The following is a 12,503-nucleotide window of genomic DNA, read 5'->3' as shown; positions in this document are numbered from 1 at the left end:
ATGAAGGATAAACGGCGAAATCAGGATCGGCTGGGCGGTTGCGTCGCGAGCCTTGGAAAAATCTAATTTTTAGTGATAGGTTTTACCCGAAACATTCTTTTTATACTAAAATAAAACGCTACCTTTGCGGCAGTTTTCAAAAACTTACTACTATACTTTTAATAAGTCAATTATACTATGGTATCTGTTAGACCGGATGAAGTTTCGGCCATCCTGCGCGAACAACTTGCAGGAGCTAAATCAGAAGCAGAACTCGAAGAAGTAGGAACAGTCCTTCAGGTTGGCGACGGTGTTGCCCGCATTTATGGCCTTTCCCAGGTGCAGGCAGGTGAGCTGCTTGTTTTCGAGAACGGCCTTAAAGCCCTCGCGCTTAACCTCGAGGAAGACAACGTCGGAGCCGTGTTGCTGGGTGATTTTAGCGACATCAAGGAAGGAGCCACCGTGAAGCGAACCAAAGAAATCGCTTCTGTAAAGGTTGGAGACGGAATTATAGGCCGCGTTGTAAATACACTCGCTGAACCAATCGACGGAAATGGTCCGTTGACAGGTGACCTTTATGAAATGCCACTTGAGCGTAAAGCTCCCGGGGTTATTTTCCGTCAGCCTGTAACTGAGCCTCTTCAGACTGGTATCAAGGCAATCGACGCAATGATCCCCATCGGCCGCGGCCAGCGGGAATTGATCATCGGTGACCGCCAGACTGGTAAGACGGCAGTTGCTATTGATACAATTATCAATCAAAAAGAATATTTCGACAAAGGCGAACCTGTATTCTGTATCTACGTTGCCTGCGGACAAAAAGCTTCAACCATAAAAGGAATTGAAGCTACACTTCGCCGCTACGGAGCCATGGACTACACGGTAATCGTTGCAGCAGGTGCTTCGGATCCTTCTCCAATGCAATTCTACGCGCCATTTACAGGTGCAGCGATTGGAGAATTCTTCCGGGATACAGGCCGTCCTGCTTTGGTTATCTATGATGACCTTTCAAAGCAAGCGGTTTCATATCGTGAGGTTTCCTTGCTTCTTCGCCGCCCTCCGGGACGTGAAGCTTATCCAGGTGACGTATTTTATCTGCACAGCCGCCTTTTGGAGCGTGCAGCGAAAATCATCGCGGATGATACAATCGCAAGAAACATGAACGACCTTCCTCCTTCATTGAAAGGAATCGTTAAAGGTGGTGGTTCATTAACAGCGCTTCCGATTATCGAAACACAAGCGGGAGACGTTTCTGCATATATTCCAACGAACGTAATTTCGATTACAGACGGACAGATCTTCCTTGAATCCAACTTGTTTAACTCTGGTATCCGTCCTGCAATCAATGTGGGTATTTCGGTATCCCGTGTAGGTGGTAATGCGCAGATCAAGTCGATGAAGAAGGTTTCAGGAACATTGAAGCTGGATCAGGCGCAATTCCGTGAATTGGAAGCGTTTGCGAAATTCGGTTCGGATCTTGATGCGGCTACAAAACTGGCTATTGACAGAGGTCGCCGTAACCAGGAAGTTTTGAAACAACCTCAATATTCTCCGGTTCCTGTTGAGCAGCAAGTAGCAACAGTTTACGCTTCTACAAAAGGTCTGCTTGACTTGGTTGACGTGAACCGTGTGAAGGAGTTCGAAAAAGATTTCCTTACTGTTCTGACTACTCAGCATAAAGACACTTTATCGGCATTGCGTGCTGGTAAACTGGACAACAGCGTAACCGACGTAGTTGAAAAAGTTGCGCGTGAAGTTGCTGTAAAATATCGTTAATAAAATATGGCGAGCTTAAAAGAAGTCCGTAACCGGATCGTATCCGTTAATTCAACGCAGCAAATCACCAAGGCCATGAAAATGGTTGCAGCTGCAAAGTTGCGCAGGGCTCAGGATAACATCATGCAGATGCGTCCTTATGCTCAGAAGCTGGGTGATATGCTTACAACAGTTTCTTCCGGTGCAGAAAGTGCGGTGGATAGTCCTTTGAAAACGGTTCGTCCGGTTGAAAAGGTGCTTATCGTGGTTGTTACTTCTGACCGTGGATTGTGTGGTGCTTTCAATACGAATATTGTGAAAGCAACATTGCTGCTGATCGAGACAAAATATGCTGCGCAGGCGGCAAGAGGAAATGTTGAAATTTTTGCCATTGGTAAAAAAGGCGCCGAATCCCTTGCTAAAAGAGGTTTTGTAGTGAATAAAACTTACATGGACCTTTTCGGCAGATTAAACTTTGTGGCTGTTAAACAGGCCGCAGAAGAAATCATGAAAGCGTTTTCAGACGGTCAATACGATGCGGTGGATCTGGTTTATAACGAATTCAAAAACGTTGCAACCCAAATCATTCACACTGACCGTTACCTGCCGATCGCAACAGAAGATAAAACAACAAGAACAAAAACAGCTGAGGTTAACTACATTTTCGAACCAACTGAGGAGGAGATTCTTGCCGAATTGATCCCTAAGTCTTTGAAAATTCAGCTTTACCGTTCCGTTTTAGAATCAAATGCTTCGGAACAAGGCGCTCGTATGACAGCAATGGATAAGGCGACTGAGAATGCTCAGGAGCTTTTGAAAGAACTGAAATTGGTTTACAACCGTACGCGTCAGGCGGCGATTACAACTGAGATCCTCGAAATTGTCGGCGGAGCAGAAGCTTTGAAGAACTAAGAGGACTTAGAAATATATTTTATAGAAACGGGCGGATTTGATAATCCGTCCGTTTTTTTTTCTGAATCTTGCCAAACTTACAATATAGAGGCACGTTAAGAGTTCCAATTAAAACAAACGAACATTTCATGTTAAGATCAACTTTTTCCAAATCGCTGATTGCCATCCTAATGCTGGGAGCAACGCATATAACCTTTGCCCAGACCGTTGATGAGGTCATCGACAAGCACATAAAAGCAATGGGCGGCGCAGACAAACTTGCCAAACTGCAAAGTGTGAAAATTGCGGCAGAAATGGAGGTCATGAACATGAAAGTGCCGATCAGCACGATCATTGTGCAGGACAAAGGCTTCCGAAGCGAAACAACTGTGCAGGGAATGACCGTTGTACAGGCAATCAATGGCAATACGGGCTGGACAATCAATCCGATGGCCGGACAAACCACGGCAACCGCATTGCCGGAAGAATCGGTGAAAGCCATGTCAACCGAAACGGACCTGACGGGTCTATACAACTATAAGCAGAAAGGTTACACACTTACGCTCGACGGCGAGGAAGATCTTGCAGGAGCAAAAGTTTACAAAGTGTCGATGGCGCTGAAAAACGGAACGAAGCGTACGAACTACATTTCCAAAGACACGTTCTACATTCTTAAAATGATCGTTGCTACAACGATCAACGGACAGGAAGTCACTTCGGAGAATACACAGTCGGACTTCCGTCAGGTGGACGGCGTAACCTACCCTTTCACCTCCGAAGTTACAACGTCGGCCATGCCGGGAGCGGCAATGGTGTTGAAAATCAGTTCACTTGAAGTGAATCCGAAAATAGATCCCACGATTTTCGAAATGCCGAAACAATAGAAAAGCTTGTACATCATTTGAATCCCGGATAAAAAATATCCGGGATTTTTTTTGCACTTCTGAACTAATCCTTAAATTTACATGTATATACATTAAATGTAAAAACATTAAATACGATATAGATATGGCTACTACAACATGGGTAATTGATCCAACGCATTCAGAAGTTCAGTTTAAAGTTAAACACTTGGTTATCTCAACTGTAACCGGCGCATTCAAAACATTCGAAGGTTCGGTAGAAACTGAAACAGAGGATTTTGAAGGTGCCACCGTTCTGTTTTCGGCAGACATTAACAGCATCGACACTAACCAGGCACAACGCGACGAGCATTTGAAATCAGCAGATTTCTTCGATGCAGCGAAACATCCTAAGCTGACTATCAAAGGAACATTAGCCAAAAAAGGTGATGAAAGTTATACTTTGAAAGGCGATCTTACTGTGAAAGACGTAACCAAGCCAGTTGAATTTGCTGTTGAATACGGTGGTAACATGACCGACTTTTACGGAAACAATAAATCAGGATTTGAAATCACTGGTAAAATCAACCGTAAAGAATTCGGCCTTGAATGGAGCGCAGTAACAGAAGCAGGCGGCGTGGTTGTAGGTGACGATGTGAAACTGATCGCTAACATCCAGGTTGTAAAGCAATAAGATATTATAGTAAACCATTCCTGTTAAAGCGTGGGCGAGCAATCGTCCCGCTTTTTTTATGCCCTCCCATTTCTGAATAATTGCAGGCATATCAGGGCAAGATCGCATTGTATCGTCATTAAGTTATTACTTTTGGCTAAAAAAGAATTCTACCTTGATAATTGAAACTCGTGCATATGCCCGCGCCGGGCTGCTAGGCAATCCTTCTGATGGTTTTTTTGGGAAAACGATATCCATTTCTGTCAGAAATTTTGGCGCTTCCATTTCACTATATGAATCCCCTGAACTCCATATTGAATCGGAGCCGCAGGATGAGAGCACGTTTCGCAGCATTTTTCACTTGCGCGACACAGTTAGCATGCTGGGTTACAATGGTGGGATTCCGCTGATTAAAGCGGGGATCAAGAAATTCGGGGATTACTGCGAAGACAACGGCATCCGGCTTCCTAACCGGAATTTCACTGTTCGTTACCGGTCTTCCATTCCGCGTCAGGTTGGCATGTCAGGTTCAAGCGCGATCGTGGTTGCATTGTTCCGCGCGCTAATGCAGTTTTATAAAGTTGCAATTCCCAAGGAAATCCTTCCGCAGCTCGTCATGGTGACCGAAACCGAAGAACTCGGCATTACAGCCGGGTTACAGGACCGCGTAATTCAATGTTATGAAGGCTGTGTTTATATGGATTTTGACAAAGAACTCATCGACCGTCATGGTTACGGACTTTACGAACGGATAGATCCAGCTTTGCTTCCCAAATTATATGTAGCTTATAACACCAATCTCAGCAAAGTTTCCGGCAAAGTGCACAGCGATGTCAGGACACGTTTTGACCGGGGAGAGACCGACGTAATTGACGTCCTGGGACAGATTGCGAAAAGAGCAGCGGACGGTCGCGAAGCGCTCATCGAGGGTCGTGCGCACGATCTCCATCAGTTAATGAATGAGAATTTCGACTTGCGCTGCAAAATTTACAATGTGCCCGAGTCCAACAAAAGGCTGATCAATGCAGCCCGTTCCTGCGGCGCATCTGCGAAATTCGCGGGGTCCGGCGGAACCATCATAGGCATTTATCATGATGATGATATGCTAAACCAGCTTTTTGTAGAGCTTAAAAAACATAACGCGCGGGTGATTAAGCCGTTCGTGGTTTAGGCGATGGGTGATCCGCCCTTACCTTCAAAAGACTTCATTAAAAAAGATATATTTACCAATTAACACCAACGATGCCGAAGGCTGAATGCTAACGGCCGAAAGCCAACATAATATGATTCGTAAAGCTGTAATTCCTGCTGCCGGACTTGGAACCCGTTTTCTGCCTGCAACCAAATCGATGCCCAAAGAAATGCTTCCTATTATCGACATTCCTACGATCCAGTATGTGGTTCAGGAGGCTGTTGATTCGGGAATTGAGGACATTCTGATTATTTCAGGAAAAGGAAAACGAGCCATCGAAGACCATTTCGACCGGAATGTGGAACTTGAAAGCCGTCTGGAAGAGAAGGAAGATTTGATGTGGTTCAATGAAATGCGCCGCCTGGCCGACATGGCCAATGTGCATTTTGTAAGACAAAAAGAAGCCAATGGATTAGGGGACGCAATTTATTATGCAAGACACCACGTTGGCAATGAGCCGTTTGCTGTGCTTTTGGGCGACACCATCATGGATTCTGTAATCCCGGTTACCCAACAGTTAATGGACACTTATGAGCAGTTTGGCGGCTCAGTCATTGCGGTGGAAGAAGTCGATCCCAAGAAAGTAAACCGCTACGGAATTGTAGGCGGAACATCATTAAGCGACACCATCATGGAATTGAGCGCGCTGGTCGAAAAGCCGGCCATCGAAGTCGCACCATCCAATCTCGCCATAGCAGGCCGCTACATTCTGACACCGGAAATTTTCAATACAATCGAGCAAACACCAAAGGGCAAAAACAACGAGATCCAGCTAACGGATTCATTGTTACTCCTTTTAAAACGCGAAAATATCTACGCACACCGTATAGAAGGCAAGCGCCACGACATTGGCGATAAACTGGATTATCTGAAAACAACTGTTGAGTTTGCATTGAAAAGAAAAGAGTTCGCCGAGCCGTTCAGGCAGTTTTTGATTGATATCTTGAATAAGTAGGGAGTTATTTACTAGTCCTGTCAGCCTGAGCGGAGCCGAAGGCGCGTTACCAAGGAGTAGCGCGCCTTCGGCTCCGCTCAGGCTGACAGGGCTAATAGCTACTTCACCTCATAATCAATCCGAACCACTCTTCTCCCCTTTGCATCCACTGCGCCGATTGAAATATCGGTAATGTTCCTGCTGTTTGTCCTGATCTCCGTCTCTGCTCGTTTTGCGTTCTTTTCCCTTCTGCCATTTAAAATATAAGTAACACTGTCTTTGGGATAACCGAAAACGTCAAACCCGTGGTCGGTGAGAATGCTGCGCTTAATGGAATTGTATTTACCGGTTTCGGGAATTGCGGAAGTTGGGCTAACCTGAATGCTTTGGGGCGCTACGAAGTCGTAAATTTCTGATTTGTTGCCTCTGATCTGTTCATATGTAGGGAAAGAATCCTTCTTTTTTGTTTGAGCGAAAGCAGGACCAGACACTGTAAGAAATAATACAATCAAATATATACCGGCCTGTTTCATAACATTGTCAGATTGAAGTGTTATTGAATCTCAACAAATAATAATCAGTCATCAAACACAGTGATTTTTACCTGCGATATGGTTGCCCGCTGCTTTTTTAGAATGGTGAATTCAAAATGTTTGGTTTTAAGTTTTTCACCAATAGCCGGAATTCTGCCGAATTTGTAGATCAGATAACCGGCCAGCGTTTCGTAATCACTTTCCTTTGAAATATCGTGTGGCAGTTTGTCATTAATATCCGTGATCGATGCTGAACCTAATACTGTATATGTATTGTCGCTTTCGTTCTTCACTATGGGAATCTCATTGTCGTACTCATCCTGAATTTCCCCAACCAGCTCTTCCAGAATATCTTCCATCGTCACAATGCCATCAACACCTCCATATTCATCAATAATCACCGCCATTTGCTGCCTGCTGAGCTGAAAGTCCCGCAATAATGCACCGATAGGTTTGGATTCGTGAACCGTAGAGATGGGCCTGATAAGCTCATTAAGCACGATTTCTTTTCCCTGCCTCATTCTTAAAAGCAGATCTTTCAAGTGCAGCACGCCCACAATCTGGTCCAGCGTATCTTCATAAACCGGAATTCTGGAATAGCCTTCTTCAATGACTTTTTCAAGCTTTGCCTCATCAAAGTCGTTGATATCAATTCCAAAAACCTGCGGCCTTGGAATCATGATCTGCTTGGCGATCCGTTCGGAAAAATTGAATGCGTTTTTAATCAGATCATAGTCTGCCGCTTCGATCATGCCGCTATCCTTCTGCTGCTGAACCAGATAACGCAACTCATCACTGCTATGCACTTCGCTCCCGTGCGAAGGTGTGATGCCCACTCCTTTAAGAATAAAGTTAGCAATGCCATTCAGCATCCATACAACCGGCCTGAAAACAAGATAGAAGCCATGCAACGGATAGGATAGGAATAATGTAGTCGCTTCGGGGCGTTGTATCGCTATGGATTTAGGCGCCAGCTCACCAAAAACAATGTGCAGCACCGTGATAATGGCGAAAGCGGCCGGCAAAGCAATCTGATGCGCCAGCTCAGGTTCCAGTGAAATTCCCACCAGTTCCATTCCCCCAATCAGTATCTTAGAGACAACCGGCTCCCCTATCCAACCCAAACCAAGACTTGCAAGTGTTATTCCAAATTGCGTAGCAGCCAGATATCCATCCAGATTAGCAACGATTTTTTTTGATAAAACGGCCATTGGATTCCCCTCCTGCGCTTTTTGCTCCAACTGCGAGGCTCGGATTTTCACAATCGCAAATTCCGCAGCCACAAAAAAACCATTTAACAAGACGAGTACTAATGTTATTAAAACCTGGATAGCCATTCAAGATGTGTTTTTGAAAAAAGGGTAATGAACTGCATGTTATGAAAAAATTATTCCAAATAATACAGCAGGGCACATAAGCGTGCAACCTGAATTGTTTTAATATTGTATTGAATGCGTTTTTGACAGTATAATGGCTGGTGTAGCGCCTCTTTAATTTTCATTTATTCTGACCAAACAAGATTATAACTAAATCCTGAATAAGGAACTGCCTCAATGATTTCCAAGAAACATTTACGAAAACCATTATTTCTTCTTGCTGCCACGGGTGTTGTCGTGGTCTCTTGCATGAAAATGTCGCCGACTGGCTCCAAAACGGGTGTTACGTCGAAGACGAACAGCACAGCTGTTATCATTAAAGAGGATGCAGCAACAGGTAAAGCACGCGCCAAAGAAATCCGTGACAAAACGGTCGTTAAGCTTGCTGACGGCCTCAAACTCGATCTTTGGGCATCAGATTCCCTTGCACCGGACCCGGTTGCAATATCTGTTGACGATCAGGGAAGGGTTTATTTGAACAGAACGAACCGTCAGAAAAATTCAGAGTTTGACATTCGGGGTCACCGGAACTGGATGACCGCTTCTATTGCGTTGCAGACTGTGGAAGAGCGTCGCGCTTTTCTGCGCAGCACCTTTGCGCCTGAGAAAAGCAAGGAAAACAGCTGGCTGAAAGACCTGAATGGCGACGGAAGCCATGACTGGAAAGATCTAGCCGTAGAAAAAGATGAAGTTTGGCGCATAGAAGATACTGATAATGATGGCATTGCAGATATTTCCATGCGGATTCTGGACGATTTCTTTGAAGAAGTTTCCGACGTTGCCGGTGGTGTCCTGATTCGCGCGAAAGACGCATTCGTTGCAATTGCTCCGGATCTATGGAGACTGACAGACACAAACGGTGACGGGGTTTTGGACCAAAAAACCTCCATTAGCCACGGTTATGGCGTCCACATTGGCTTTGGGGGTCACGGAATGTCTAACCCGATTGAAGGACCGGACGGTAAAATTTACTGGAACATCGGGGACATTGGCGCTAACATTACCACAGCCGAAGGCGTGAAACACGAGCATCCAAACTCGGGCATCATTGCCCGTTCTAACCCTGATGGAAGTGATTTCGAGGTTTTTGCGCATGGTTTGAGAAACACGCATGAATTTGTCTTCGACGAATACGGAAACCTGATCAGCTCGGATAACGATGGTGACCATCCAGGTGAAAGTGAGCGTTTGGTCCATGTTGTGGAAGGCTCTGACGCAGGTTGGAGGTCGAACTGGCAATACGGAAAATATACGGATCCTAAGAACAACAGTTATAAAGTTTGGATGGATGAACAATTGTATAAACCGCGTTGGGATGGCCAGGCGGCATACATTATCCCGCCCATTCAGAATTTCCACAACGGTCCGACGGGTATGCAATACAACCCGGGGACAGCATTGGGATCGGCTTGGAAAAACAAATTCTTCCTGGTTGAGTTCGTGGGTAACCCTGCCCGTTCACCGATTTGGGCATTTGGCTTGAAGCCGAAAGGTGCGTCATTCGTTTTAGATGGTGAAAAAAATATCTTGAACGGAATCCTGCCCACGGGCATTCGCTTCGGGCCGGATGGTGCATTGTACGTGGCTGACTGGATCAATGGCTGGGATACAAAAAATTACGGAAGGGTTTGGAAACTGGATGTCTCGGATGACAAAAATGACCTGAAAGAGCTGCGGACGGTGACAAAACGCCTTATGCAATTGGATTACACAAAGCAAACGGATGATATGCTGTTGACCTTATTGGGCAACCAGGATATGCGTATCCGTCAGAAAGCACAGTTTGAACTGGCAACGCGCGGCGCAAAAGGTGCAGCCGTTCTGAGCAAAGCCATTGCGCAAACAGGCAATCAGCTGGAAAGAATTCACGGTATCTGGGGAATGGGCCAATTGGCGCGTCAGGATAAAGCCTATGCAAATGTGCTGATGACATTGCTGAAAGATTCGGATGAAGAAATTTCGGTTCAAGCTGCGAAAGTGCTCGGCGACGCAAAAATTGCCGAAGCTGGTCCCATGCTGATCCCTATGCTTGCATCCAAGAACCCAAGAATGCAGTTCTTCGGAGCGCAGGCGCTCGGACGCATTGCTGACAAACAGGCCGTTGCACCACTTTTGGCAATGATAAAAACCAATAATGATCAGGATGTTTATTTAAGACATGCCGCCGTGCTTGCATTGTCCCGGATTGGTGAGGTTGAACCGATCGTAGCCTTGTCATCAAGCCCTGAAAAATCGCTTAGGACTGCCGCCGTGCTTGTTTTAAGAAGACTGCGTAATGAAAAAGTTAGCGTGTTTTTGCAGGATAAAGATGAATACATTGTAACCGAGGCAGCTCGTGCGATCAATGACGACTTGTCTACTCCTGCTTCCCTGCCTGCATTAGCAGCACTTTTGCAAGAGAAAAGATTCACTTCCGAGCCATTGCTGAGAAGAGCGATAAATGCTTCCCTGCGCGTTGGAACAAATGACCAACTGGATAATCTCATTGCTTTTGCACAACGAAATGATGTGGACAAAGACGTCCGCACTGAGGCTTTGGCAGCATTGGGAACCTGGGCTAGCCCATCCGTTATGGATCGCGTGGACGGTCGTTACAGAGGCATTGTGGAACGTGATCCAGCGCTTGTAAAGTCGAAAGTTCAGCCGGTTGTTGCAGGATTACTGAATGACAACGACGCAGGCACATTGATCGCAGCTGCGCAAATGGTAACAAACCTGGGAATGTCTGAAAACAATGCTGCTTTGGCAAAGATCCTGAGCACGCATAAGGACGCGAAAGTAAGAACCGCCATGCTTGTCGCGCTGAACGAACTGAAATATTGGGATATGGAAACGGCGATGAAGCTCGGTATGACCGATACAGACGCGGATGTGCGCACAGCGGCATTGGGAATGGCAGGAAGCGTAAATATGTCAAAAGAAGCATTGACCGACATTTCGAAAAGCATTTTTGAAAAAGGAAGTGTAAAGGAACAACAGCAAATGTTACGTGTTTTGGGCACGATCCCTGTGGCTAAAACACAAGGTATTTTTGAAGATCTGATCGGTAAAATGTCAGACAAGAAATTGCCACAGAGCCTTGCATTGGATCTTTCGGAGGCAGTTGACTCTACCAAGTCCGAAGCGCTGATCGCGAAACTGGCTCCGTTGCGTACGACTGGAATGACCGTTGCTGACTACCAGGATGCGCTTTTTGGTGGAAATGCACAGTTGGGCAGAAGATATTTTATGACCAATTCTGCTGCGGAATGCGTGCGTTGCCATTCTATAGGCGGCCAGGGCGGCGAAGTTGGCCCTAACCTTTCCAACATTGGCAATGTGCTTTCAAGAGATCAAATATTACAGGCGCTGATCGAGCCAAGCGCACGGCTTTCGCCCGGATTCGGAATGGTTATGCTTACATTGAAAGACGGCACATCCGTCGCAGGAATCCTGACCCAGGAAAGCGACCACGAACTGGTCCTGAAAACGTCAGAAGCCGAACCATTAAAAATCGCAACCGCCAGGATCGCCAAACGCGACAACGTCCCATCCAGCATGCCCCCCATGGCCACAATCATGTCCAAAAGAGAAATCAGGGATATGGTTGAGTTTCTGTCGGGGTTGAAAAGCGGGCGATAGTATTAAAAAACTCCGGATCATAAACGATCCGGAGTTTTATTTTAGAAAGCATTTGGCAAAATATTCGTTGTCTTTTTAATGCGTATCTTTGGATAAATATTGAGCTATGACAACCTACCTGACCGAAAGAATTGCTGTAAATCCTGACGTATGCAACGGACGCCCTGTTATTCGCGGCATGCGGATTACCGTTCAGACTGTTCTTGAATTCTTGTTCGCTGGCACGAGTCGGGAAGAGTTATTACATCAATATCCCAGTCTGGAAAATGAGGATATCGACGCTTGCTATGAGTTTGCAATTGAAATGATGAACCGGAATTATTTCATCAAAGAGATAAAGCATGTTGCCTAAGTACTTAATTGATGTAAACTTACCTTACTATTTTTCCCTTTGGAATAACGAAAATTACATTCATCAGCTGGACATTGAACGGACCGCTGTTGACTCGGACATTTGGGCAAATGCAAAAGAAAACCAGATGACTATCATTTCAAAAGATGCCGATTTCTCCAATCGCATCCTGATTTCCTCCCCTCCTCCAAGAATTATACATTTTCGAACCGGCAATATGTCGATGAAAAATTTTCATATGCTCGTCTCAAAGATCTGGGAAGAAGTTTTAACATTGAGCAATGAATACAAATTGGTCGTTATATTTAATGATAAGATTGAGGCATTTAACTAACGGACCAATTCTACCGAGCCG

General features: G+C 45.5%; 11 protein-coding genes. 9 read left to right on the top strand and 2 right to left on the bottom strand.

The features are described 5' to 3' along the window. Positions 1-177: 177 nt before the first annotated feature. From atpA to galU, 6 genes are all read left to right on the top strand, one after another. Complete coding sequence (gene atpA, locus L0660_RS02410; RefSeq protein ID WP_233795383.1) at positions 178-1,755, top strand: F0F1 ATP synthase subunit alpha; 1,578 nt, start codon at positions 178-180, stop codon at positions 1,753-1,755. A gap of 6 nt (positions 1,756-1,761) precedes the next feature. Continuing rightward, entirely contained in the window at positions 1,762-2,646 is an 885-nt protein-coding gene (gene atpG, locus L0660_RS02405; RefSeq protein ID WP_026630626.1) for an ATP synthase F1 subunit gamma, read from the top strand. A 128-nt stretch (positions 2,647-2,774) separates the two neighbouring features. Then, complete coding sequence (locus L0660_RS02400) at positions 2,775-3,509, top strand: outer membrane lipoprotein-sorting protein (RefSeq protein WP_235157491.1); 735 nt, start codon at positions 2,775-2,777, stop codon at positions 3,507-3,509. 124 nt (positions 3,510-3,633) lie between these two features. Beyond that, on the top strand, positions 3,634-4,161 hold the full coding sequence (locus tag L0660_RS02395; protein ID WP_233795380.1) for a YceI family protein: 528 nt from the start codon (positions 3,634-3,636) through the stop codon (positions 4,159-4,161). A 154-nt stretch (positions 4,162-4,315) separates the two neighbouring features. After that, on the top strand, positions 4,316-5,311 hold the full coding sequence (locus L0660_RS02390; protein WP_235157487.1) for a mevalonate kinase: 996 nt from the start codon (positions 4,316-4,318) through the stop codon (positions 5,309-5,311). Between the two features lie 112 nt (positions 5,312-5,423). After that, positions 5,424-6,287 carry a UTP--glucose-1-phosphate uridylyltransferase GalU gene (galU, locus tag L0660_RS02385; RefSeq protein ID WP_026630622.1) on the top strand — a complete coding sequence of 288 codons (864 nt, stop codon included), beginning with the start codon at positions 5,424-5,426 and terminating at the stop codon, positions 6,285-6,287. A gap of 98 nt (positions 6,288-6,385) precedes the next feature. On the opposite strand, the gene L0660_RS02380 is transcribed toward galU, so the two are convergent. Together L0660_RS02380 and L0660_RS02375 are read right to left on the bottom strand one after the other, a co-directional pair. After that, positions 6,386-6,799: a hypothetical protein gene (locus L0660_RS02380; protein ID WP_235157485.1), complete on the bottom strand. Its 414-nt coding sequence runs from the start codon at positions 6,797-6,799 to the stop codon at positions 6,386-6,388. Positions 6,800-6,843: 44 nt separating this feature from the next. After that, the gene (locus L0660_RS02375) at positions 6,844-8,136 is read right to left on the bottom strand and encodes a hemolysin family protein (RefSeq protein WP_233795377.1); all 1,293 of its coding nucleotides are present in this window, start codon (positions 8,134-8,136) and stop codon (positions 6,844-6,846) included. Positions 8,137-8,352: 216 nt separating this feature from the next. On the opposite strand from L0660_RS02375, the gene L0660_RS02370 reads away from it, so the two are divergent. The 3 genes from L0660_RS02370 to L0660_RS02360 all read left to right on the top strand — a co-directional run bounded on the left by L0660_RS02370 (position 8,353) and on the right by L0660_RS02360 (position 12,482). After that, a complete protein-coding gene (locus tag L0660_RS02370) occupies positions 8,353-11,796 on the top strand; it encodes a HEAT repeat domain-containing protein (protein ID WP_235157482.1) in 3,444 nt (1,147 codons plus the stop codon). Positions 11,797-11,902: 106 nt separating this feature from the next. Then, on the top strand, positions 11,903-12,148 hold the full coding sequence (locus tag L0660_RS02365; protein WP_235157479.1) for a DUF433 domain-containing protein: 246 nt from the start codon (positions 11,903-11,905) through the stop codon (positions 12,146-12,148). Next, positions 12,138-12,482 carry a DUF5615 family PIN-like protein gene (locus tag L0660_RS02360; protein ID WP_235157477.1) on the top strand — a complete coding sequence of 115 codons (345 nt, stop codon included), beginning with the start codon at positions 12,138-12,140 and terminating at the stop codon, positions 12,480-12,482. Before L0660_RS02365 ends, L0660_RS02360 begins: the two co-directional genes overlap by 11 nt. Positions 12,483-12,503 lie beyond the last annotated feature (21 nt).

Origin of the sequence: Dyadobacter sp. CY351, assembly GCF_021502625.1 — a bacterium.
GTDB lineage: Bacteria > Bacteroidota > Bacteroidia > Cytophagales > Spirosomataceae > Dyadobacter > Dyadobacter chenhuakuii.
This window is presented reverse-complemented; position numbering and strand designations above follow the sequence as displayed.